Raw genomic sequence first — 24,424 nt, 5'->3', positions numbered from 1 at the left:
TATCGTTTAAACTCTCATCGGGATCAAGTGATTATGTACAAAAAGTTCCCATGCCAAATGATTAATTTTTAAACTAAATACCTCAGGTTAGTGTATAATTCATAAAAAATAAAAACTGTATTCCCATAATCTGACATAAACCATCATCTAGATATAGACAAAATAAATGGGGTAATATAAATTGACCCTTTTTATCAGGAAAATTGAATGCGTATTGCCTTAGTGGTCGAATACGATGGAAGCCAATATCATGGTTGGCAAGCACAGACAGGCTTGCATACTATTCAACAGTCCGTTGAGCATGCTTTGTCAAAGGTTGCAGATAGTACTATTTCTGTTGTTTGCGCAGGTAGAACAGATACCGGCGTACATGCGACAAATCAGGTTATCCATTTTGATTGTGAAAAGGAGCGTACCATACGTGCCTGGATTCATGGCGCGAACTCTTTTTTGCCTAAAGATATCTGTGTTAAATGGGGAAAGGAGATGAAAGACACTTTTCATGCTCGCTACTCCGCTACCAGCAGGAGATATCGTTACGTAATTTATAATGGTCCGATACGTCCGGCTTTATTACGTAGCAATGTTACCTGGCAATACAGGCAATTGGATCACCGGCTTATGCATGAAGGGGCGCAAAAATTATTAGGTGAGAATGATTATACTTCTTTTCGCTCTGTAGAATGTCAATCTAAAACACCGATGCGAAATATACATCAAATACAAGTGAGCCGATCAGGTGAGTTAGTCATAATTGATATTACCGCAAATGCTTTTTTACACCATATGGTGCGCAATATAGCAGGTGTATTGATTTCAGTAGGCTCAAATAAACATCCGGTGTCTTGGGTTGAAGAGGTTTTACATGCCAGAGATCGGAAATTGGGCGCTGAAACAGCTCCTTCTTATGGTTTATATCTGGTTCAGGTAGCTTATCCATCAGAATTTGGTGTTTTACAAAATAATCCGGGTCCCCTATTTCTTTGGGAGAAATGATTGAATCAAACTCGTATACGAGTCAAAATGTGTGGGATGACACGTAATGAGGATATAGCTCATGCCATCAGCTTGGGAGTTGATGCTATTGGATTGATTTTTTACCCTAAGAGTTCGCGTTACGTCAGTATAGAACAAGCCGGGATGCTATTAAAAAATCTGCCGCCTTTTATCGATGCAGTTGCCGTGTTGGTTAATCCGGACAAGGGCACTGTTCGGCAGATTCTTGATGAACTGCCAGTTACATTATTGCAGTTTCATGGTAATGAGTCTGCTGAGTTTTGCCAGGAGTTTAAAGTTCCTTATATAAAAGCAGTGCACGCGAAATCATCAAGTCAAATAATCCATGTTGCGAATGAATTTCATAGTGCTCGCGCTGTACTTTTAGACACTGCCACACAAAACTGTAGAGGCGGTACGGGGTTAACTTTTGACTGGAATATTATTCCTGATAACCTAAGCAAACCTTATATTTTGGCAGGCGGGCTTAATGAATTTAATGTTATGGATGCTATTAAGCTACATAGGCCTTATGCAGTAGATGTATGTAGTGGAATTGAGGCATTGCCTGGGGTAAAAGATCATCAAAAAATGAGCCGGTTTATGAAGGCATTATGGGGCAAAGAATGAGTACTAAAGAACTTCCAGATAGACAAGGGCATTTTGGTCCTTATGGCGGGATATTTGTAGCTGACACGTTGATGTTTGCGCTGAAACAGTTGGATCTGGCTTATACCAAATTCCGTAATGATCCGGAGTTTTTAGCTGAATTGCATTCGGAATTAAGAGATTATGTGGGGCGTCCCAATCCTCTTTACCATGCTGATCGTTTAAGTAAAATGGTAGGCGGCGCGCAGATTTATCTCAAAAGAGAAGATCTGAATCATACTGGCGCGCATAAAATAAATAATACAGTAGGGCAGGCCTTGCTTGCCAAACGTATGGGAAAAACCCGAATTATTGCAGAAACCGGTGCCGGACAACACGGCGTGGCGTCAGCAACCGTAGCTGCAAAACTTGGGTTTGAATGTGTTGTTTATATGGGGTCTGAAGATATTAAACGGCAATCCAGTAATGTTTATCGTATGAAACTCCTGGGTGCCGAAGTAGTTCCTGTCACCTCTGGATCAAAAACCCTTAAAGATGCATTAAATGAGGCAATGAGAGATTGGGTAAGTCATGTTGATGATACCTTTTATATTATTGGTACTGTAGCGGGGCCTCATCCTTATCCTCAAATGGTTAGAGATTTTCAGACCGTAATAGGTGTGGAGGCTCGAGAACAATGTCTTGAAAAAACAGGCCAATTACCCGATGCCCTCGTTGCCTGTGTCGGCGGCGGTTCAAATGCAATTGGATTATTTTATCCCTTTTTAAACGATGAGTCTGTGGCCATTTATGGTGTTGAGGCTGGTGGTAAAGGTTTGGAAACGGGAGAACATTCGGCTTCTTTAATTGCAGGAAAACCAGGCGTATTACACGGTAATAGAACTTATTTGCTTTGTGATGAGTACGGGCAAATTAAAGATACGCATTCTGTCTCGGCAGGTCTTGATTATCCAGGGGTTGGTCCTGAGCATGCTTATTTAAAAGATACTGGACGGGTTCAATATGTTGCAATCAATGATGATGAAGCTCTGGAAGCCTTTCGGACTTTGACGCGCATTGAAGGGATAATACCCGCACTGGAGTCAAGTCATGCTCTTGCTTATGCAATGAAATTAGCGAAAACCATGACTAAAAGCCAACGTATTATAGTCAATTTATCGGGACGTGGTGATAAAGACATGCATACAGTGGCATCTATTGATGGAATTACAGTTTAATGGAATTACAGTTTAATGGAACATAAAATGTCGTTCTGAGTCTTGTTTACCCCATGAGGATTGGAACGGCTGATTTTGGATTGAAGTTTGTTTGATACTAATTTAGGTACTATATGAACCGAATTGATAAAACTCTGGCGGATATGAAAGCCAAAGGCAGAAAAATGTTGAGTCCCTACCTTACTGCAGGTGATCCTCATCCTGATAGTACAGTTGAGCTGATGCATGCATTGGTACATGCAGGGGCAGATATTTTGGAAATTGGCATACCTTTTTCTGACCCTATGGCTGAAGGTCCTGTGATTCAGCATGCTATGGAACGTTCCCTGGCCCAATCAGTACATTGTACCGATGTTCTTCAGATGGTTAAGGTATTTCGACAACGTGATAAGGATACTCCAGTCATTATTATGGGGTATTTAAATCCTATAGAACAGTATGGTTATGATTTGTTTGCACAACATGCTGTAGCGGCCGGAGTAGATGGCACCATTCTGGTTGATTTACCTCCTGAAGAAGGTGAAGGTATCTCAAGAGTCTGGGAAAAACATGGTTTGTACAGTATTTTTCTATGTTCTCCCACAACTTCCCAAGAACGGATGGAATTGATAAATCAATATGCCAAAGGTTATCTGTATTATGTTTCTTTAAAAGGTGTAACGGGTTCTGATGCGCTGGAAATGTCCTCCTTAAAAGCAGAGTATCAAAAGCGTAAAGCACAAACCGGTCTCCCTTTAATGGTGGGCTTTGGGATAAAAACCCCTGAAATGGCAGCGGAGGTTTCAGGTTTTGCTGACGGCGTTATAGTAGGGGCTGCGCTAATCACTACGATACTCGAGGCATATGAATCAAATAAAAACGCAGCACAGGCTGGAGCAAATTTAATCAGCTCCATGCGGCAGGCAATAGATAATAATGGAAAAAATGTATGACAGAATTAACAGATAAAAGGGCTCATTTTATAAGACAGTTGATTACAGATGACCTGGCCAGTGGTAAACATCAATCAGTGGTGACTCGATTTCCTCCTGAGCCTAACGGCTATTTGCATGTTGGACATGCCAAATCAATTTGTTTGAATTTTGGCTTGGCCGATGAATTTAAAGGTAAATGTTTCCTGCGTTTTGATGATACAAATCCAATTAAAGAAGAAGAGGAATACGTCAATGCTATCATCGACGATGTCCGCTGGTTAGGGTTTGAGTGGTGTGACATGACTCATTCTTCTGATTACTATCACGAATTGTACGATTTGGCTGTTTATTTAATTAAAAAGGATATGGCCTATATTGACAGTCTGAGTATGGAAGAAATTCGTGCTTATAGAGGTACCTTACAGGAGCCTGGACGCGAAAGTCCCTACAGAAACAGACCAATCGAAGAAAGCCTTGATTTGTTTACTCGAATGAAGGCGGGAGAATTCGAAGACGGCACACACGTTCTAAGAGCCAAGATTGATATGAAATCCGGGAATGTGAATATGCGTGATCCGGTTCTCTACCGTATTCGACATGCTTCTCATCAACGAACTGGCGATGAATGGTGTATTTATCCAATGTATGATTATGCACATCCAATATCCGATGCACTGGAACAAATCACTCATTCATTGTGTACGTTAGAGTTTCAGGATCATCGCCCTTTATATGACTGGTTGGTTGATAATTTACCCTTACCGGCCCGACCTGTTCAGACGGAGTTTGCGCGTTTAAATTTATCGCATACTGTGACTTCCAAACGTAAATTACGTGAGCTGGTTGAAAAAAATATTGTCTCCGGCTGGGATGATCCACGATTGCCTACTTTGAGAGGGATGCGTAAAAGAGGTTATCCACCGGCAGCTATACGTCAATTCTGCGAGATTATAGGGATTTCCCGTAGTGATTCAGTCATCGATATGTCTTTATTGGAAGAGTGTGTGCGTGCAGAGTTTAATAAAACGGCAAAGCGTGCATTATGTGTTATCGATCCGATTAAAATTGTGATTGAAAATTATCCTGAAGATAAAGTGGAACTTATTAAATCCAATTTTTATCCGCAGGATCCTGATTCAGAAAGCAGAAATTTACCTTTTTCAAGGGAAGTTTATATTGAGCGTTCTGATTTTATGGAAGATCCTCCTAAAAAATATTTTCGTCTGTCTCCTGGCGCTGAAGTCCGCTTGCGGCATGCCTATGTGATTAAGTGTGAGAAAGTAATACGAGATGAGAAGGGTGACATTATAGAACTACGCTGTAGCTATGATCCCAATACTTTGGGTAAAAATCCTGAAGACCGTAAAGTCAAAGGGGTAATTCATTGGGTGTCTTGTGCTCATGCTTATCCGGTGACCATTTATCAATACGACAGGCTGTTTCATGATGCAAATCCTGCGCGTGAAGACGATTTTCTGCAGTTTTTAAATCATGATTCATTACAAACTCAACAGGCATTTTGTGAGCCCGAGCTTGCAAATCAATCTGAAGGCGAAGTGTTTCAGTTTGAGCGATTAGGTTATTATTGCGTAAATAAAGTAGTTGAAGGGCAGGTCCAGGCGTTTCATCGTGTGGTCGATTTAAAAGACACTTGGGGCAAAGTGAGCTAGGGGGCAGAGATGTTGCATTTATATAATTCCTTAACCAGAACAAAAGAAGCATTTGTTCCATTAAAACCCGGTAAAATTGGAATGTATGTCTGTGGAAACACGGTATATGATCATTGCCATCTAGGTCATGCTCGCTCTATGGTCTCTTTTGATGTCATCGTCCGTTATTTGCGATCTCAGGGTTTTGAGGTGACTTATGTTCGAAACATTACAGATATCGATGATAAAATTATAGTTCGGGCAAATGAGCGTGGTATTTCCATCAAAGAATTAACGGATCACTATATTGAAGCAATGTATGAAGACACCCGGTCTTTAAACATACTGCCTCCTGATATAGAACCCAGAGCAACAGGACATGTTGATACCATTATCCGATTAATTGAACGTTTGCTCGATAAAGGTAATGCCTATGTGAGTGATAATGGGGATGTGTGTTACCAGGTGGAGTCTTTTTCCGAGTACGGTAAATTATCTCATAAAGACATTGAAGGGCTGGTATCGGGTTCTCGAGTTGAAATTGTTAAAGAAAAACGCTCTCCACTGGATTTCGTTTTATGGAAAAAAGCAAAACCTAATGAACCCAGCTGGCCATCTCCTTGGGGAGATGGGCGTCCAGGTTGGCATATTGAGTGTTCCGCTATGGCCATGCATGAGTTAGGTGAGCAATTTGATATACATGGTGGCGGTCTGGATTTACAGTTTCCCCATCATGAAAATGAGATTGCGCAAAGCGAGGCAGCATCAGGTAAGCCTTTTGCAAATTATTGGCTGCATGTAGGAATGTTGCAGGTTAATGGTGAGAAAATGGCTAAATCAACCGGTAATTTTTTCACGATTGCTGATGTATTGAAGGATCATCATCCTGAAGTCATTCGCTATTTTCTATTGAGTAGTCATTATCGCAGTCCCTTAAATTATTCTGAAGAAAATCTGCTCAATGCGAAAAAAGCGTTAACCCGCATGTATCAATCCATAAAAGAATCATCGCCTACACGAGTTGGTGATGAATTAGATAATCATTGGGTTGAGCAATTTACCCAAGCCATGAATGATGATTTCAATACGCCTATTGCTTTGTCGGTATTATTTCAGCTCAGTCGTGAAGTCAATAAAAATGCGTCGCCTGTACTTGTTGCAACCTTGAAGCATTTGGCTGGAATATTGGGATTTTTACAGGAAGAACCCTCAGCATTTTTGCAGTCTGGTCTTGCATCAGATGATAAGGAAGCTATAGAGCAGTTGATTGCTGAGCGATTACAGGCAAGAACCGAACGTAACTGGACAAGAGCAGACCAAATTCGAGCTGAATTGTTAACTCAGGGTATCGAATTGGAAGACGGAGAAAATGGAACTACCTGGCGAAAAATTTCTGATTAGCAAGTAGTAGGGTCGGGTCAGACCCTACATAAATCTCTGTTTTAATTTAGATTTCATCTTGGGTCTTGATCCAGCATCGATGCCTTGGCTTTTGTGAACGGACAGACTTGAACGGGTTATACGATTGCCCTTAGTTAGACGTTGCGTGTGCTATAATGAACATATTGAATTATTATGGAGCACAAAATGTCTCGTGAAAAAGTTCATTCAATGACTCAAGGAGTTCATTCATCTGGTGAGAAACGTCCTGAAAAGAGATTTAAAGCAGAGATCATTCACCTAACCCTTGATTTAAAAAAGGCGTTTGATAGTCTTCATGATGAGATTTATGGTATCAATATAACAAAAGCGATTCAAAAGTATCCCTATCTTCCAGAAAGTAACCCTGATCACTGGAATTACCATGATCGTAGCGCTGCCCAATCAATCTATCCTTTAGGTATGATGCTTGTTAAGTTGGATGACCTTGCAATTCGCCTTGACAACATAGTCAAAGATAGAGCTGCATTACTTGAATCTACGCGGAATCGACGTGAGCTGTTTCGCACAGGAAATCTTAAAAAATGGATTGATGATAAACTTCCCAAAGACTCGCTTGATTCATTAACTCTCCTTTTGTCGAGCAGATACAAGGAAATTGGAGGTGCGCTTAAAAGAATCAAGCAGCAGGAAGAGGGATATATGGGTTGGATGAACAATGCTCCCATAGTAGATGGCAAAATTCGCACATTGGATGGCCTGGGCGTATCTTCCTCATTTCCAAACCCCATCATACGAGCATATACGGTCAGTTCCAAACTTGAAAAATCTGCAATGCAACAGGAGCACTCCGGCGAAGCACTTCCCAAAATACTTAAGGATAATCGTCAAAAAGCACTGCAACGCTTTTCTGTATTTGCACACAAAGCAGAAGAATTAATTGCACAGGATCCTTATCATCGATGTGAAGAATATCTTAATGGTACTAGATAATGTTATTGGATTATTTATTTTTTTTACTGATACGTTGGGATGGGGGGTTAAAATAGTCTTAACTTATAAGCTCAATACAACAATTCAGTACTGATTCATCATAAAGAATTCCTGCTCCCTGTTTTAACTCATCTAATAGTTCCAACAAGTAGCATAGTCGGGTAGAGACCTGGCCTTGCTTTTTTGCACTTATTCGGATCTCATGTTGGTTCTCCACCCAACCTTGCTGCTACCTATGTGTCCGGTCATTTGTGTTACCGATGTGTCCGGGTCGGACCCAAACGCTCCCTTCTCCCTTTTTAAGGGAGAAGGGCTGGGGATGAGGGTTGCTGAAAGGCGAGCGTAAATTGGGTCGAGACCCGAAACTGAATCTTTGCTTTCATTTAATTCTGATGTTGGTTCAGAACCCAACTGGTTTTGGCTGGTTTTATTAGCAACCTTGCACCGGCAAAGGGTAGCAAGGTTGTTAAATTTTCATAGTGTAATCAATAGGTTCTAGTGAAAATAGTGACTTAAGGTTTTTTGCTGCAAAGTCACTATTGTGAAGTATTTGAGTATTAGCGTTGTCCACTAACACCTATTAAAACAGTGCTTCCAGCAGGCAAATTAGATGCCGTCCAATTAGTCTCGCCATCAAGACTATAATAGGTCACACCAGCACTAACTCCTGCGCCAATACCACCAACAGCCGTACAATTTTGTCCGTTGCCATCGCAAAAAACATCATTAAATATTGAGGAAACTGCTACTGGCATAGTCCCAATTTGATTCCAAACTTGCCCCTGATCAGTGGATTTCAAAATATTGATTACCAGTGAAAATGTAGCGCCTTGCATCGCAATACACTTTGATAAATTGGTGGAACAACTGACACTACTTAGTCTAACAAGGGCTAGCGCAGGGTTTATGGTTGATTGGATCCACGTGTCACCATTATCTGATGTGTAACTTGCAAAAGCTGCGCTAGCAGCAGTTTGACCAACCGCTGTACAATTCATAGGGATAGCACTATCACACTGAATATCTCTAACAATGGCTGTTGCAGGAAAGCTGTTTGCAGTGTTCCAATCTACACCGCCATTTAATGAGTAAAACATGCCTGCAGACCCGCCAGAGGTACATCGACTGGCAGTGCTATCACAAGAAAGAGCTAGTAAAGCGCTGTTAAAAGAAGGCCTGGTGTTAGCTAAACTCCAGGTTTGACCTCCATTGGAACTAATATTAACTAATGGCAATGTACTACCTAATTGATAAGTCCCGACTGCCACACATTGCAATCCGGTATTGGCATCGCAAAAAACTTTATTGAAGGCAGAAGCTGTGGTCCCTGGAGGTACGTCACTCATTGATGAAGTACTCCAGGTCTTACCTCCATCAGCGGTTCTAAATGAGACAGCATTGTTTGAAACTCCCCCCGCTGCAACACAATTTAAACCAGTTGAATTACAGCTGACACTTGATAATTGACCGCTTCCTTGCGGTTGAACTGTTGATGCCATCCAGCTTTGTCCTGCATCAAGAGAGTAATAACTGATAAGAGTATTACTTGACGATCTCCCCACAGCAACACGTCTGGGTATTGAGTTGACGTTAATTGGTAAATTAAGACTGTTTGAATTATCCCCTTGGATTGCGACATTTACAGTCCCTAATTCGGTCATCGCTGTAAAAATAAGAGTACAAGAGCTTGCTGCTGGCAGATTACCACCTGGTGTACAGGTTGATCCAGGATCCAGGGTTAGGCCTGCGGGAAGCAGGATTTGTAAGTTTTTTAAATCAATGTTGAGCGATTGATTGGTAAGTGTTGCTGGACTGCTTGGTGTTCCAGCGAAGAATGTAAGAGAAGTTGGGTTTACATTAATCGTTACTTTAGACGTAGGAACATTCGATGTTCTTTTTATATTGAGTTGATTCGTAAGTGCCGGTTGATAACATTGATTCGGATTCAGTTGGTCACAAAGAACTGGGCCAGTGTTAATGCCTGCTGCAGGAATTAAATTACCATTTATCGAGATAGTTAATCTGCAGGTACTCCCTTTATTTGTTAAAGCGCAATTCGAAGCGCTTAAGCCAGGTTGTGCAACTAAAAATAAGTGTTTAGGCTTGTTTGATTGGTTAGTTACTGTGTACTCAGCCGTTGCAACTTCACCTGCTCCAACAGACACGACTGCTGGTGATGGCGACGAAAAAGTCCATAAAGGGGTGGCTGTATAACCATTGCTTGTTAATAAAAAAATAAAATTGAATAGTACGAGTCTTAACCCTTGCATAAAATTTCCTTATATAATCCACATCCTAGAATATATTCTTATAATTTTATGTTTTATACAAGAATCAAAATGCAACTAATATATCGTGTATCTTTATATTTGGAACTAAATATATAGGTAGGTCTCGACTCATAGACATCAAACCAGCGAATTTTTGTATTTAATGTAGCCAGCTCTGATAAATCGGCGCAAAAAGAAATAAGAATTTATTATTATCAATAAGTTATTGAAGTGCATAAGACAATATGATCCAATTTGTTTGTCGAGAACAAATAACCCAGAGGTCTTATGCACGTACAAGAATTATTACATGGAATACTATCTAAAGCACTTCCCAAAATACTTAAGGATAATCATCTAAAAGCACTGTAACGCTTTTCTGTATTTGCACACAAAGCAGAAGAGTTAAATGCTCAGGATCCCTATCATCGATGCGAGGATTATCTTAAAGGTACTCGATAAATTTATTGGGTTATTAATTTCTTCCCAGATAGGGGGGCAGTGGAAGTATAAAACAGTCTTCTGTTATAAGCTCAATACAACAATTGACCACGGTTGCATCGTACCGAATTCCTGCTCCCCGCTTTAACTCATCTAATGTTTCCAGGACGCTGTGTTTTGGTCTGTAAGGGCGATGAGAACTCATTGCTTCAAATACATCCGCTACCGTAACAATTTTGGTAGTAAACGGGATTTCTTTGTCTGTCAATTTATCTGGATATCCGCTACCATCCAGTCGTTCGTGATGATGCAGAATAATATCTGAAATGGTTTGATTAAAGGGAACCGATTGAGCTATTTTATACCCAGCTTCAGGGTGTATTTTAATGAAATCAAATTCGATTGAAGTCAACTTGGCAGGCGAAATAAGGATCTCTGATGGTACACGAATTTTACCTATATCATGAATCAATGCCCCCAAATAGACATTATGGATCTCATTAGTATTTAATCCTAACTTTGTTGCCATCGCCTCCGCTAATTTTGCTACTCTGAATTGATGCCCTGCAGTATAGGGATCACGTTCTTCAGTAATCAACGCTATCGCCTCAACGGTTTTATCTAAAATATTGGCTAATTTTATATTTGCTTCATTCAATGAAGCCGTTTGTGATTCCACTAATTTGGTAAGATGGTGTCTATGCATCACCAATTCGTTGTTGCTGACTTCAAGAAGATTCTTTTGATAATTATTTTCTAAAATAATTGAAACAGATACCGCAAAACTATTCACTATTGGGTCATATATTTGAAATTGTTTGATATTTTTTGCTTTAATAGCAATAAAGCCAAAAAAAATATCGGCTGTTTTCACAGGATACACTTCAATATTTTTTTTCTCCAAAGAATTACATAACTGGAAAAAATCCTCACGGGAGAATGAACCTGCTTTAAGATTTATTGGGCCGATAAATCGAGAATTAAAAATAACTTCATTGGTCTTCGATGGGTCAATTAAATATATCTCATTTTGGTCAACACCGGGTATGTTGTTAATTACTCGTTCAAGGAAACTCATGATTCCTACAATGGTATTAAATGCAAAAAGCGCACTATGTGCGGCGTATAAACGCAATAATAGGGAGTCATCTTGGTGGTTAGATGGAGAATGCATGATTAGGTTCTATTGTGATATTCTTTTAAAAACTCCTCCGGTCGAATATAAGCCGGATTTTCCACAATTTGTCCATGAACAACCATTAATGGGTGTACTTGTAGAATATCAAATAGTACTCCACCGTCAAATTTGGTTGCGTCATATTGACATAATGCAGTAATAGGGTGGGTTTTAAGAATTGTATTAATCAACGCTTCGTATTCAACCAGTCTTTCGGAGCCTGGTATATGTCTAAGTGACCAGCTCATTTCTCCGGAAAGACGCGCGCCTGAATATCCCTCGGCGATTGATTGTTCATGGTATTTTCGCAGGCTTTCTAGCATCTCTTCGGGGACAAATATATTATGTGGGCAGTACGTTGTTGGGGCAGATGAGATGGTGAGTTGCTTCCCATCAGGAACTTCAACGCCTAGCTCGGATAACCAGTCTATAACTTCTTCAGGTTTCATTGTATCAACAAAATAACCAATTTTTTCATCATTGAGTAAACCTGATTCGATGTATTTGGAAATTACGGCACGACGTTCAGTTTCATCACGATAAAGCATACACATATGAGCTCCTCGTGCAAAGCGCCTATGAGAAAAACCCAATGAAATATCTTGATGTTTACTGCTCATGGCCGTCTCCAGTTCCTGGTGTATAAGATTTACCTGCAGTTACTAAATTTTAGTTGATGAGATCAGGTAATTCCACTTGCATCCATATAAGCTCAACTTTAAATCTGTTCAATAAGACCTGAATGATGAAACAATTTGCCTTAACTTCTTGAGAAATTAATATTAAATAACTCTATTTGTGCTTTTGCATATAAAAACGTATGCTTTATGTTCTATTGATTAGGGATGGATCATATACAATGGTAGATATAAGTGATTTAAGTCACCTTGATGAAACAACAAAACGTGCTTTAACTCAAATCTTACAGAACGATCCTGCGACTCAATTTTGGGGGGAAGGAGAGCATGATCAGTTAAATCTTAATTTTAGAATCATTAAACATTTGAGCTCTGAACGAGTTCGAAACGGGATTCCTGGTCCCAGAGTCCGTTATGAAGTCATGGATAATGAAGTCTTTGGGGCGGGGAATTTCGGAACGTTTTATCGTTGTCGATATACTCTATCTATTGATGATAACGGAGAACTGCAAGTAAAAGAACGTAAACCCAACAGAGTTCGATTGATAAAAGTACAGGACATTATTCATCAAGGTGAATCTCATCTGGATCTGATTATTACAGAAGCAACTGCTATGGGGCAGAGTGATATCTTCCATTGCAAGCCCTTGGTTGTAGATCAGGATAAAACTTATATTATTATGAAAGAGTTACCCGGGGTGCAACTATACAGTCTGATTACGGATAACACATTAACCATCCAGGAACGCTATGATCTCACTGTTGAATTGGTCAAGGCTCTAAAAGTACAAATACATGATAAAGGATGGATTCATAGAGATCTCAAACCCGAAAATATTTTGGTATATAAAAATGGCGATGCATTTGAAGTTTATATCATTGATTTTGGTTTTATATCGAAAATTAATGATAGGCCAATCGATTGCCGAGGTTCACCGCCTTATGCCGCACCGGAGTGTTATAGTGAAATTCGGGTAAAAAATGAAGAAACAGATATTTTTGCTCTTGGTATGATTTTAATGTTCTTATGGAATGAAATACCCGTTAAGCCCCAATGTTATGCACAGTTGAATGACATTTTTGAAAAAATGTATTCTGACAACAGGACTATAAGACCTGGTATCCCTAAAATTATAGAGTCGCTAAATGCATTGGTAAATCAACTAGAGCCTGTTGTAATGGAAACCACTTCAAATACACTTCATGTATATTATGATGCTGAACCCGATCCTTTAGCTGCTTATTTAGGCTTTTAATGTGACGTTGTATCCATTTTTGTTATGAGTAGTCAAAACTGACAGGCAGATTGACGTTGGAACTACTGTTTATGTATGAAGGAGCTAAATGGTAACGTACTATTCAGCTCCTTTTGGGTATATAGCCTTATCAGGATCGTTGACTACAAATGCCAGTTAATGTCCTGATTTAATAATTCAGCTTTTGCCTGATTGGAAATATCGGGGTTTTGTTTTGGGTATTCTGTTATTCCAGTAGGAAAGCCTGTAGTTAAGCCTGGTATCTCAATTTTAGTACTATCCCAGTTTTTATTTTGCATTTCCCCAGCCATCCAGAATCCGACAGTATTAGAGAGCATTTCTCTTGGATCAAGCAGGGAGTATTTCAGACGAACCATAAAATCGGTTATATCCGATGCTTTGCTGTAGTTATAATCTCCGGGTATGGCTGGCCGTCCCGGCATATAAATAGTCTCCAATTGCGTAAAAACGGATTGAGCAATTTTACTTCGATTATAAATACTTCCCCATACAGCTTCAGTATAATATTGGTATGAAGCTACAGGAAGGGGATCTTCTCCTGTATCATCTTTGATTTGAGCATAAGGAGCAATTAGTATTCTATCAGCGGGAATTTGATTATTGGATAGTGCATGGACAAAGGGAACCATCCAGTTCGTTCCCGTAGTGAGGCCGGCTGAAACATTTGATCCGGCTACATTGCGAACAATAACCATGGCATGTGGCCAGTCCAGATGTAAATGAACCAAGCCATCATGAACTTCAGTCATACTTTGTATGGCAGTTAACATAAAAGTCGCAATCATCACGGAATTATAGGGAATGGGGTAGTCCTTATTACCATTTAAAAAATTCTGTTGTAACGAGTACAAATCAAAAGGGGCACCATTTTGCACCGAAATGATATAATTTCCTGCCATAGACATCGCATAATCTACCATGGCTTGAATTTGTTGTTTATGAGGTTGCCAGGATTTAATATTGGCTTTATCCAGCCAATTGTCAGTAGTCTGTGCATTTAAGGTTCTGACCTGTCTGATATCCTCTAAAAGTCCCGCCATAGCAGACTTCCAGGAAGGATCGCCATTTTCTTTTATTTTAGCGAGGTAGGAAAGAGCCGGACCAATATGAGATACAGCCGTCATTTCAAAAAAGCCAGAAGACCTGTTGGTACGTAATAATTTGGAATATAGCAGCTTTCTATTTTGATCGTATATGTAGATGGATGAATCCAGAAACATTACCAAGGGACCGTTATAAGGAGTATTTTGATTCTTTGCTTTTTCAGACTGAATTAAATAGTCTCCAATAGTCATTTTATTTTTGGGAAAATCAACTTCTCCAGATCCTGTAAAATCAAAATATAGATTCATGAATTGAATCGGGGTAGTATAAGTTGTGGCTTCAGCAGCGAAATTAACTGGGGTAACTAATGATAAACATAAGAATATTAAACTAAATGCTGAGTTATTATTTTTCATTTAAGTCCATTTATGATGTATTGATTTTTAAAGTATCGCGAAATTAAGATGATCGGGTCAATAGAATTTATATTGTTAAACTGTAAAGATTTATTAAGAACAGGAGTAGGGAAGATATATGAATTTAGTAAGAAAATTAGTTTATTTCTTCATGCTCGGCTTCTCGATCCCCGGATTATCGGAGCAATTATTAAATCCAGTACAGTATTTTAATACTACTGGTGCCAGAGAACTTACACCCTTTAACCTTCATGGCGAGTATTACATTGCAGCTGCTCAGCTGGCGAAAGATATACCCGGCACTCCGTCAACACTTGATAGTGGTGATGCTGATGTTGATGTCATCATTTATAAAAAGCAAGGCGAACAATTTAGCGAATATCAACATATACCCAGTCACGGTAATGCGGGCGCTACCTTTTTTAGTATTGGGGAAGACTCATACATTGCAGTTGCCAGTCTGAATTCAGGACCTAAACCGCCGTTGAATCATTTAACCTATTCAATGCTGTATCGTTGGGATGGGCATTATTTCTATCCAGTCCAGCAGTTTTTAACTTATGCGGCTAGACAATCCTATTATTTTACTATAGGTACACGTCATTTTCTGGCATTTGCCAACGGTAGTGGTCATACGGATGATAAGTCAATCGCGAACAATACCCCTTCAATAATCTATGAGTGGGATGGGAAGCAGTTTCGTCCTTTTCAAACTATTCCATCATTACGGGGCGAGTCCTTTAAATTTTTTAACATAGACAGAACCCCATATCTTGCCTTTGCCGACCATTTTGATGGAGCAGTTTTATATCGTTGGGATGGATCACAATTTATAAAGCATCAGCAGTTCAAGGGAGCAGGAGCTCGTGCTTTTGAGTTTTTTAGTATAAAAGACAGGCATTATCTTGCTTTTGCCAATATAAAAACTGATTCACTGATTTATCAGTGGAATGGTAAACAATTTATTCGATTCCAGAATTTGCAAGGGCCTGGCAGCCGTAATTTTGCTTATTTTTTCTTAAATGAACATCATTACCTCATGAGAGTAAATTATAGAATAGCTCAGGGTCTTAAATACAAGACTGATGTACAGTCCCAATTGTATCAATGGACCGATGGGAAATTCAGCGTAATACAGAATATTCCTACTTATGGTGGAGTCAGTGCACATGTCTTTACTATGGACGATCTATTGTATATGACTTTGGCTAATGGGTTTAATTCTGATGGTCAATTTAAAGTTAATTCGGTACTCTATGAAATTACCCAAGGTAGAACTATAGAATTTGGTTAGGCTGATTGAGGTGCAAAAAAGCCTAATCAAATGATTCATTCGATGCCGAGATTGTGCAGTGCAGGATGTACTAGCAAAATACGATACAGGTGTTTGGATTACAAAAGAAAAGGGGATATTGAAGAAAATCCCAGCTATTCATGACAAAGGTGATGTTTTGATTTATTCGGGGATTAAGTTGCCGGAACGAGCAATGGATAAAGTAATGACGGATTCGATCCCGTGCAGTAGTGGCCCATCGAACAATTAGTTCAAATGGGCCAATCCAGTGCTCTGTTTATTTTGGCTCATTTCTGGTTAATTGAGCTTGAGGTAATAATTCTTCATTCTCATCACTAACTGGACGTTTGAAGAATCGGAACAGATTGGGCATTGAAGGCAGTGATGGGAGTGTCGGCAGCATCAATGTACATAGTGATACCGCTTCTGACTGAAGAGGTTGTGGTAAATGTTCCAATGACAGTGATTGAGGATGTTCCATAACGTATTTATTGCTGTCACTCAGATATTTACAAACCAGTGTAGTATATACGCCCTGACCATTTTCATAGACGAGAATACTCAAGTCTGCCAAATGCGTATCGACCAGTCCATCGCTATTTCTACCGTATTTCGTAGCCAGATATTGATCTCCATACGCACTCAATGAAGCCCAGTGCAAATTATTATATGAGTCTCTTATCTCGCGATAATCTTCAGGGCAGGGATCGACAAAATCCTGGATTTGAGAATTGGATTCAACTAATTCAGCCAGAGTCGCATGCCCAAGAGTCAGATCGCCAATGTGGTTTACATGAATTCGGTAAGGAGTATCTTTGCCATAGAGATCTCCTGGGCGGATATCCCAGCCAAGATATCGAAGTGCGGGTCTCACTGCAGGTTTCAATGGTTTTTGCCATGCGGTTTGGTTTAATACATTTTGTACCGCTGCCTGAAATGTTGAAAAGGTATTATTCATAATACATCGTATTTCAACGCCAGATTGCTGTTTAAATTGATCACTTACTTTATTTGCAATAGCTGCCCCAAAGGAATCGCCTTGAAAAATTATGTCGTCAATAGAAATTCCCTTTCTAAGCAGATCATTAGTCACTGCTATCCCAGTATTAACCAAATCATTAACTTCGAGAACTTCTCCACCTAAAGAGCGCATTCCTGGATATTCAAAAGCATAATAGCTGGCTTCTGTTCTGCGCACCGCTTCAGTGATATCCCCAAAACAGTTTTGGTATAAAGAAGCTATACCCGTGAAATACAGGATGTGTTTCCCTGCACCATTACTAATTGGCATTAAATCGCTGTTTTGGTTATGAAATGAGATCACTTCAGTTCGACACGTCATTTGGTTTGCCAGAGTTACCTCTACTTCACGACGTTCAAGAGCGATATCTTGAAATGTTTGATAATATGGGGAGTCTGCTTGATGTAATGATTGTTCAAAGAGTATGAATCGCTCATCCAATGTTGATTCAGAAGTACCGTACCCTTTACTTATGTACCAGTCCTCTCGATCTGCGGGAAAGGTGCCTGCAGCGATTTGTCTTTGTAACCAGATTTGCAAATAGGAGTTAGCCATGATGTACTCGCTTAAATACTGAGGCAATATTGTGCGCCTTGCCCTGATTATTGTCAATCATGTACCTTATGCAATGTGTTGTAGTATGTCTCATTTTGCTCCTTCAGATCTAAGTATATGGTATTGGGGAGGACTGCATTATTAGTTTAGCTGCCCTGTTATATAAATAATAAAAAGAAAATGACTCACTTCATTATCAGTATAAAGTTAAAAAGTGCGACAGGAACATTCTTAAATGAAAAAAAATTAAATATAAATTAAATCAGGTACTTGTTTAATTTTGACTGGTAACACGAAGGATTTCTGCAAGTGACGTATCACCACAGAGTACACGTTTAAACCCATCATCTCGAATACTTGGAGTTGTGGGTCTTAGATAACTTTCCAAGGTTTGCATGTTTTCATGGCGATGAATCATCCCTCTTAATGTTTCATCAATGGTTATTAACTCGTAAATACCTGTTCTGCCTCTGTATCCCAGATTATTGCATAATTCACAGCCCTTAGGTTCATAGACCTGAGAAACATCTGCATCAGGAGCAAGCCCCATCAGTTCTTTTTCATCATCGCGTAATTGATGAGGAGTTTTGCAGTGAGAGCAGAGCTTTCTTACAAGTCGTTGTGCAATCAAACCGACGATACTGGAAGACATTAGAAATGACTCGACTCCCATATCACGAAGACGGGTCAATGCTCCCAAAGCACTGTTGGTATGCAGGGTTGATAATACCAGATGCCCGGTCAGACTTGCCTGAACAGCAATTTCTGCTGTTTCCAGATCCCGTATCTCCCCAATCATTACAACATCGGGATCTTGTCGTAGTATGGCTCTTAAACCTTTAGCAAAAGTCATTTGTACTTTGGTATTTACCTGAGTCTGTCCGATGCCTGCCAAATCATATTCTATTGGATCTTCAATTGTAAGAATATTTCGGGTGACCTGATTCAGCTCAGTAAGCATGGCGTATAAAGAAGTTGTTTTACCCGAACCAGTTGGGCCCGTTACTAAAATGATGCCGTGTGGTTCAGCGATCATTTTTCGCATAGCAAACAGGGTCGATTTGGGCATTCCTAGCAAGTTTAAATCCAACTGTGCGGCTTGTTTGTCCAATATTCTTAGAACCACTCGTTCACCATGGTTTGAAGGGAGGGTGGAAACCCTGACGTCGATATTGTGACCGCCAATTCGAAGAGAAATACGGCCATCTTGGGGTATACGTTTTTCAGCGATATCCAGTTTTGCCATAACTTTTACCCGTGAAATAACCAAAGGTGCAATAGCACGTTGTATTTCTAGAACTTCTTGAAGCACTCCATCAATTCGATTGCGTACGAGGACTCTGTCTTCATAAGTTTCGATGTGGATATCGGACGCTTTTTGTTTTATAGCCTGGGTAAACAAAGCGTTAAGTAAACGAATAATTGGGGCATCATCCTGGTTTTCTAACAAGTCTTCACTTACGGGAAGCTGGCTGGCCAGCATGGAAAGATCCATATCATCTTCCATACCTTCTGCAGCATCCAGTATGGATGATTTGGATTGGTAGATATGAGCCAGATGCTGTTGAAAAGCAGATTCATCTATTGGTTTTAAATCCAGCTCACATTGGAGTATGCGTTTTACTTCAACCAGAGCCTGTAACGAAGTAGAGGGCAGGTGATATACTAGTGCAGCCCCATTTTTAATTTCGCTCACCACAACACCGTTGTTTTTAGCAAAACTATAGGGAAGATTTAGTGATTTTTCGTCTTTGTCCATAGTTTACTTGGTCATTTGTGATAAATTTTTAGGCGGACCACTAAAGGGTACGGGCAAACTTCCTTGCGTTAACGGTGGTAATAAAGTCTGGTTATTGACTTGTTCGTACTCTTCCTGCGAACGTATCCAGTCTAATTGGTATTGACGTACATCATTATATTTAGCGCCTGTTACCTCTAAATTATCTCGTTCATTACGAAGTATAATCGGTTTGATAAAGACCATCAGAACTCGTTTGTCTCTATTTCGAATGTTGTGCTGAAATAGTTTACCTAATCCGGGTATGTCGCCAAGGATGGGTATGCGGTTATTGTCATTTCCCAAACTGTCTTGAGTTAAACCGCCTAATACAACAATATCACCACTTTCAACGTGAACGGAGGTCACGATGCTGCTGATTTTAAAAGTAGGGTTAAGTGTACTTTCTGTAGTACTTGCAGGATCTAAGGTGTCATTACCCTGGTCAATTTGCATCTGAATTCCCTGACCACGAGTTATTTGTGGTCTTACATAGAGGTGTAATGCCACATTCACGCGATCAAAGGTAGTGAAAGGAGTACCTCCATTAGTCGAACCGCCTGCGTTACTCGGCTGTGTGGTTGAAGCTACGGATACCTGCTTACCTACGAGAATTTTAGCTTGACGGTTATCCAATACAACAACAGAGGGCGTTGATAAAATATTTGCTTTTTGTTCTCGAGCCAAAGCATAAATTTGAGCCTGGAAATCATCCGTTCGTGTTTTGCTGTTAATAATTGCAAAGCCAGGTCTGAATTTTTTAGGATCTCCTGTTTGCAGATCAGATCCCCATTCGATACCTAAATTATTAACATCATTTTGATCAACTTCTGCAACCAAAGCCTCGATCAGTAACTGGGCAGGTTTGATGTCCAATTGGGAAATTACATTTTTTAGTATGCGAATAATTGAAGAAGGGGCATTTATAATGATGGAGTTGGTATTGGGCTCACCGATAATTTGTACTGTTGGCTTGGTAGAGCCTTCATTTTGGGTATTTGCAGAAGTGGTATTGCCAGTTGCCTGGGATGCGTTCAATCCTGGTGGGGCTGACATGGGTTGCGATGAACTCTGACCATCTGCTCCACTAAGGCTGACCAGATTTGACGCTGGATTGGTGCTGTCCAATGCAGGGCGAGTAATGGTGCCAATAGTTGTGCCTACATTGCCGCTAAAATTAGCTTGGGCAATCCCTGCGAGTATGGGAACTAAATCCTCTGCTCTCAGGTAATTCAGATAAACAACCTGAGTGTTGGAATTAATTCCTTCCGAGCTTTCTCTATCCAATTTCAAGATTAACATTCGCAGCCTGATTCTATCGGTTTTATTACCGCTAACTAAAATTGAGTTAGATCGGTCATCAGCAGCAATGGTAATTTGCGTTCTACTACCTATACTGGGTTGTGTCTTAACCAAGTCTTTCAGAGTATTGGCAACATCCATAGCAAGAGCATGTCTTAAGGGCACCATGTCGATGCCGTTTGATGAGGAGCTGTCAACTTGTTTGATAATATCCGTTAGACTTTTAATGTTATTTGCCCGTCCGGAAAGGATAAGCATGTTCGAGGGCGCGTAAGCAGAAACACTGCTCCATTGCGGCATCAGGGGACGTAATACGGGGACAAGCTGTTCGGCTGGAACATAATGAACTGGAACAACAGAAACCATCATGTCATCCCCTCTGGGAGCAGCTCTCATCCCATTCAACAGATCTGGCGATTGGGTTTTGGCATCAATATTCGGTATGATTTTAACAATTTCTCCGTTAGGGATGGCTGCATATCCTGAAACCTGAAGTACAGACAGAAATACTTGGTACAATTCACGATTCGATAGTGGGGTGGAAGAGATAATTGATATCTTTCCTTGTACTCTGGGATCAATTACAAAGTTTTTACCTGTAACACGTGATACTTCGGCTATGACTGCACGTATATCTGCATTTCTCAAATTCCATAGTTTACTGGATGCGTGAAGTGTTTGTGATTTATCCAGATTTTTTGGCACCTCACTTACATCAAGAGATGAGGTTTGTTTTGAGTTCGCACTATTTTGTTGCGTGTCAGGTTTTTGAGATAACGTGTTTTTGAGTTCTCTGGCAGTATGGTAATCGTCAATTGGACCTATTTGAACAAGGTACAGATGTTTATCGGCAAGGTTTTTGATCTCGATTTTTTGTTCTGTTAGTTTTGAAAGTTCCTGTTGCCGCAGTTCCGCATCTTTCTTTAAATTAAAAGCACCAGCCTGTAGATAAAAAATGGTAGAGCCATTCTTGGTGATGGTGGAAATATTAACATCATTAGCATGAATCAAAGAAGACCACATCAAGGCTAAAAGTAAAATTACTAAAGAGCGCATTTAAAAACCGTAAAGTCATGGATATTAACATAATAACTAAATTTGATTGCTTACAATAGCTTTTTTGATAACTAACTTAAGGAATTTTATAAAGAAGGGAAATGGTGGCTATGGGTGGACTCGAACCACCGACCTCAGCATTATGAGTGCCGCGCTCTAACCGGCTGAGCTACATAGCCACAAGAGGCGTGATTTTGTCTTTTTCACGATGTGATGTCAAGTCTGTTAGTCCTTTTTTTTATATTTTTTTTGATTTTGTCAGGAAGGGAATTGTTACCTGAATTATATTGTCTTTTAACGTTCAGCTGGGTTACCCAAATGAAAAAAATACAAGAGCATTGTAATACTCGATACGTTTCAAAATTAACACGAATCGGTGAATGGTTTTTTGAAAGTCACTTAAGGTTTATTTAATACTGGTAGGTTATAATAAAAGCAATAATTCTTGAATTGATGGAATCGTTTATGCCTAAAGTTGCGGTCACTTTTAGTCCTATTGTTGGTGGAAGCAGTGTAGTTTCTTTAAAAAAAGCATTTAAACACGTTGGTTCTACCGTTGTGGATGCTGATTTCAGAATGATGTTGGAAGACATCCCTGAAGAGAAATTTCAACAGCTGTATAAAGATCCTCAGGGGCGACAACTACTTTTTGCACATGCTAAAGCCAGAGCAGCTGAAATACTTGAAGATGTTGATTGTTTGGCATTATCCGGTAACAACGCCATGATTGATCCTGAATTATTTAATAAAGAGCGTCAAGAAGGGCAACCTTATGATTTTTCTCGCACTGTAGCAGAACTCGCATTAGTCCATGTTGCCATTCAAAAAGGTATGCCTATATTGGGTGTCTGCGGAGGACATCAGGTTATTGCTGTCTATGGCGGTGGGGAAATTGCAGATTTAAATTCAACGCAGTTAGATAAACAATGCTATATGAATTATGATGCGATCAGAATCAATAAAGACACAATGGCAGCCCAGATATTTGGTGGGAAAAATCACCTTGATGATGTTTCATCAACACATTATGAAGGTAATTTTTTTGGCGCGCACAGTCAAATAATTTCCAGATTACCTAAAGGATTTATCGAGTCAGCTATTGCGAGTGATAACCAATCAAACGAAGCAATAGAAAACATAAACGGGGTGCCAATAATAACAACTCAATTTCATCCTGAAATTGGCGCAAAAGGTTTGCCTGAGGCAAAATTTGTATATAGAAGAACGCAACATGATATAGAAACCAATTTGAGAATGTTTGAGTTTATGCATGGGGCGGCATTAAAGTACAAGCAACAGAAGAAAGGAATGTTGGCTGAATTGCGGCAGTTTACACCGGTAATTGACGATGAACTCATAAAGCCATCAGAAGTAAAATCTCAAATGGAAGAGTTACTAAAGCACAAGCAAGAGACTGATCACGATCCAGTTCTTAAAAAAAATCAAAAATCATTGTTTCATTGGAGTGCACCCTTAGGGCTTGCTTTGTTAGGCAGCGCGGTTATAGCAACCGTATTATTTATTATATTTCCCCCGGCAGGGTTGGCAGCAGCAGTAGGGTTAGGTTCAGCCATTGTATTGGGCGCTGCTGTGGGTACCATAGCTCTGACAGCTGCAGATTGGGTAGAAAAGACAACTTATGACATCATTGATGCAATTTCTGCTTTGGTTGCCTCTGGATTTAGAGCAATTATTTCGATGGGTATCACGAAATTGTTAGTCAATCAATTAAAAGAAAAGGAACAACTGAATGCCAATGCTGATGTTGATTCGGCTGAACAAAATACAACTGAATCCTCACAACTACATGGTAGTTCCGCATCCCGTTTGCTCTCATCTGCTCCGGATGTACCCAATAGGGAAATTCAAACCCCAGCTGATATTTTACGGGACACACCTGCAAAATTATGGACCGATACGAATACCGAAGTGCATCAAGTTTTAGAGGTAGTCGATTCGAGCGAATCCAACAAAAGTGAAATTGATGATGATCAAACATTAGAGAACCGAAGCGAGCCACGATCGTCAATATCTTAATAATGAACCATTAGTTGTTTGGGGGTAGGTGAATGGATCATAGCCGGTTTTAGACGCAACCGAAATACAGTATTGATCAGTTATTAACTTATTTGATAAGACTTCCGAACAATTTTTATTTTAACAGACTGCCTTGACCACTCTGGTCTCACTGTCCCACGGCTTGATGCTGAACTATCTTCACTTTTTATCCCTAATCTTCGCGCAAGCGGGGGATCCATGCAACAATGTGGCACCGTGCTAATTTTTAGGATGGATCCCACTTTCGCAATGATCACTGTCTTATAAAAATTGTACACCCTAATGTTCTTTAACTAATTCTATATTTAAATTACTCTGAAGAATTGAATTCAAATACTCT

General features: G+C 39.8%; 17 protein-coding genes and 1 tRNA gene. 10 read left to right on the top strand and 8 right to left on the bottom strand.

The features are described from left to right. Positions 1-207: 207 nt before the first annotated feature. The 7 genes from truA (at position 208) to Lqua_RS15855 (ending at position 7,758) form a co-directional block, all read left to right on the top strand. Positions 208-996 carry a tRNA pseudouridine(38-40) synthase TruA gene (gene truA, locus Lqua_RS15885; RefSeq protein WP_058475268.1) on the top strand — a complete coding sequence of 263 codons (789 nt, stop codon included), beginning with the start codon at positions 208-210 and terminating at the stop codon, positions 994-996. Beyond that, positions 997-1,626, top strand: a complete 630-nt coding sequence (locus Lqua_RS15880) for a phosphoribosylanthranilate isomerase (protein ID WP_058475267.1) — start codon at positions 997-999, stop codon at positions 1,624-1,626. It begins immediately after the preceding gene. Next, entirely contained in the window at positions 1,623-2,822 is a 1,200-nt protein-coding gene (trpB, locus tag Lqua_RS15875) for a tryptophan synthase subunit beta (RefSeq protein WP_058475266.1), read from the top strand. Before Lqua_RS15880 ends, trpB begins: the two co-directional genes overlap by 4 nt. 113 nt (positions 2,823-2,935) lie before the next feature. Beyond that, positions 2,936-3,754 carry a tryptophan synthase subunit alpha gene (gene trpA / locus Lqua_RS15870; protein ID WP_058475265.1) on the top strand — a complete coding sequence of 273 codons (819 nt, stop codon included), beginning with the start codon at positions 2,936-2,938 and terminating at the stop codon, positions 3,752-3,754. Further along, a complete protein-coding gene (locus Lqua_RS15865) occupies positions 3,751-5,406 on the top strand; it encodes a glutamine--tRNA ligase/YqeY domain fusion protein (RefSeq protein ID WP_058475264.1) in 1,656 nt (551 codons plus the stop codon). Before trpA ends, Lqua_RS15865 begins: the two co-directional genes overlap by 4 nt. A 9-nt stretch (positions 5,407-5,415) precedes the next feature. Continuing rightward, positions 5,416-6,786, top strand: a complete 1,371-nt coding sequence (gene cysS, locus Lqua_RS15860) for a cysteine--tRNA ligase (protein WP_058475263.1) — start codon at positions 5,416-5,418, stop codon at positions 6,784-6,786. A 186-nt stretch (positions 6,787-6,972) separates the two neighbouring features. Continuing rightward, entirely contained in the window at positions 6,973-7,758 is a 786-nt protein-coding gene (locus Lqua_RS15855) for a hypothetical protein (protein WP_058475262.1), read from the top strand. Positions 7,759-8,315: 557 nt separating this feature from the next. Here Lqua_RS15855 and Lqua_RS15850 read toward each other — a convergent pair. From Lqua_RS15850 to Lqua_RS15840, 3 genes are all read right to left on the bottom strand, one after another. Then, complete coding sequence (locus Lqua_RS15850; protein WP_058475261.1) at positions 8,316-10,028, bottom strand: WD40/YVTN/BNR-like repeat-containing protein; 1,713 nt, start codon at positions 10,026-10,028, stop codon at positions 8,316-8,318. Positions 10,029-10,503: 475 nt separating this feature from the next. Next, positions 10,504-11,643 carry an HD-GYP domain-containing protein gene (locus tag Lqua_RS15845; protein ID WP_058475260.1) on the bottom strand — a complete coding sequence of 380 codons (1,140 nt, stop codon included), beginning with the start codon at positions 11,641-11,643 and terminating at the stop codon, positions 10,504-10,506. Between the two features lie 2 nt (positions 11,644-11,645). After that, on the bottom strand, positions 11,646-12,266 hold the full coding sequence (locus Lqua_RS15840) for an MEDS domain-containing protein (RefSeq protein ID WP_058475259.1): 621 nt from the start codon (positions 12,264-12,266) through the stop codon (positions 11,646-11,648). Positions 12,267-12,505: 239 nt separating this feature from the next. Between Lqua_RS15840 and Lqua_RS15835 the strand changes: the two genes are divergently transcribed. Continuing rightward, on the top strand, positions 12,506-13,540 hold the full coding sequence (locus Lqua_RS15835; RefSeq protein WP_058475258.1) for a protein kinase family protein: 1,035 nt from the start codon (positions 12,506-12,508) through the stop codon (positions 13,538-13,540). A gap of 143 nt (positions 13,541-13,683) precedes the next feature. Here Lqua_RS15835 and Lqua_RS15830 read toward each other — a convergent pair whose 3' ends face one another. Beyond that, entirely contained in the window at positions 13,684-15,021 is a 1,338-nt protein-coding gene (locus tag Lqua_RS15830) for a DUF5624 domain-containing protein (RefSeq protein ID WP_058475257.1), read from the bottom strand. Positions 15,022-15,139: 118 nt separating this feature from the next. Here Lqua_RS15830 and Lqua_RS15825 point away from each other — a divergent pair, with 118 nt between their 5' ends. After that, positions 15,140-16,315, top strand: a complete 1,176-nt coding sequence (locus Lqua_RS15825; RefSeq protein ID WP_065240193.1) for a hypothetical protein — start codon at positions 15,140-15,142, stop codon at positions 16,313-16,315. 277 nt (positions 16,316-16,592) lie between these two features. On the opposite strand, the gene sdbB is transcribed toward Lqua_RS15825, so the two are convergent. The 4 genes from sdbB to Lqua_RS15800 all read right to left on the bottom strand — a co-directional run bounded on the left by sdbB (position 16,593) and on the right by Lqua_RS15800 (position 22,205). Continuing rightward, positions 16,593-17,891 carry a Dot/Icm T4SS effector alpha/beta hydrolase gene (gene sdbB / locus Lqua_RS15815; RefSeq protein WP_058475255.1) on the bottom strand — a complete coding sequence of 433 codons (1,299 nt, stop codon included), beginning with the start codon at positions 17,889-17,891 and terminating at the stop codon, positions 16,593-16,595. Between the two features lie 274 nt (positions 17,892-18,165). Then, on the bottom strand, positions 18,166-19,650 hold the full coding sequence (gene lspE, locus Lqua_RS15810) for a GspE family T2SS ATPase variant LspE (protein WP_058475254.1): 1,485 nt from the start codon (positions 19,648-19,650) through the stop codon (positions 18,166-18,168). Between the two features lie 3 nt (positions 19,651-19,653). Further along, complete coding sequence (lspD, locus tag Lqua_RS15805) at positions 19,654-22,026, bottom strand: GspD family T2SS secretin variant LspD (protein ID WP_058475253.1); 2,373 nt, start codon at positions 22,024-22,026, stop codon at positions 19,654-19,656. A gap of 102 nt (positions 22,027-22,128) precedes the next feature. After that, positions 22,129-22,205 (bottom strand) — tRNA-Met (locus tag Lqua_RS15800). Positions 22,206-22,491: 286 nt separating this feature from the next. On the opposite strand from Lqua_RS15800, the gene Lqua_RS15795 reads away from it, so the two are divergent. After that, on the top strand, positions 22,492-24,063 hold the full coding sequence (locus Lqua_RS15795; RefSeq protein WP_058475252.1) for a gamma-glutamyl-gamma-aminobutyrate hydrolase family protein: 1,572 nt from the start codon (positions 22,492-22,494) through the stop codon (positions 24,061-24,063). Positions 24,064-24,424: the final 361 nt, after the last annotated feature.

Origin of the sequence: Legionella quateirensis, assembly GCF_001467955.1 — a bacterium.
GTDB lineage: Bacteria > Pseudomonadota > Gammaproteobacteria > Legionellales > Legionellaceae > Legionella > Legionella quateirensis.
The sequence above is the reverse complement of the archived record's forward strand: the minus strand, read 5'-3'. Positions and strand labels throughout refer to the sequence as shown.

What these genes read in the sequence shown, in the direction of transcription:
- lspD (WP_058475253.1), bottom strand. Translation starts at nt 22,026, where the DNA reads ATGCGCTCTTTAGTAATTTTACTTTTAGCCTTGATGTGGTCTTCTTTG.
- lspE (WP_058475254.1), bottom strand. Translation starts at nt 19,650, where the DNA reads ATGGACAAAGACGAAAAATCACTAAATCTTCCCTATAGTTTTGCTAAA.
- Lqua_RS15835 (WP_058475258.1), top strand. Translation starts at nt 12,506, where the DNA reads ATGGTAGATATAAGTGATTTAAGTCACCTTGATGAAACAACAAAACGT.
- trpB (WP_058475266.1), top strand. Translation starts at nt 1,623, where the DNA reads ATGAGTACTAAAGAACTTCCAGATAGACAAGGGCATTTTGGTCCTTAT.
- trpA (WP_058475265.1), top strand. Translation starts at nt 2,936, where the DNA reads ATGAACCGAATTGATAAAACTCTGGCGGATATGAAAGCCAAAGGCAGA.
- Lqua_RS15855 (WP_058475262.1), top strand. Translation starts at nt 6,973, where the DNA reads ATGTCTCGTGAAAAAGTTCATTCAATGACTCAAGGAGTTCATTCATCT.
- Lqua_RS15795 (WP_058475252.1), top strand. Translation starts at nt 22,492, where the DNA reads ATGCCTAAAGTTGCGGTCACTTTTAGTCCTATTGTTGGTGGAAGCAGT.
- Lqua_RS15850 (WP_058475261.1), bottom strand. Translation starts at nt 10,028, where the DNA reads ATGCAAGGGTTAAGACTCGTACTATTCAATTTTATTTTTTTATTAACA.
- Lqua_RS15865 (WP_058475264.1), top strand. Translation starts at nt 3,751, where the DNA reads ATGACAGAATTAACAGATAAAAGGGCTCATTTTATAAGACAGTTGATT.
- sdbB (WP_058475255.1), bottom strand. Translation starts at nt 17,891, where the DNA reads ATGGCTAACTCCTATTTGCAAATCTGGTTACAAAGACAAATCGCTGCA.
- Lqua_RS15830 (WP_058475257.1), bottom strand. Translation starts at nt 15,021, where the DNA reads ATGAAAAATAATAACTCAGCATTTAGTTTAATATTCTTATGTTTATCA.
- truA (WP_058475268.1), top strand. Translation starts at nt 208, where the DNA reads ATGCGTATTGCCTTAGTGGTCGAATACGATGGAAGCCAATATCATGGT.
- Lqua_RS15840 (WP_058475259.1), bottom strand. Translation starts at nt 12,266, where the DNA reads ATGAGCAGTAAACATCAAGATATTTCATTGGGTTTTTCTCATAGGCGC.
- Lqua_RS15825 (WP_065240193.1), top strand. Translation starts at nt 15,140, where the DNA reads ATGAATTTAGTAAGAAAATTAGTTTATTTCTTCATGCTCGGCTTCTCG.
- Lqua_RS15845 (WP_058475260.1), bottom strand. Translation starts at nt 11,643, where the DNA reads ATGCATTCTCCATCTAACCACCAAGATGACTCCCTATTATTGCGTTTA.
- cysS (WP_058475263.1), top strand. Translation starts at nt 5,416, where the DNA reads ATGTTGCATTTATATAATTCCTTAACCAGAACAAAAGAAGCATTTGTT.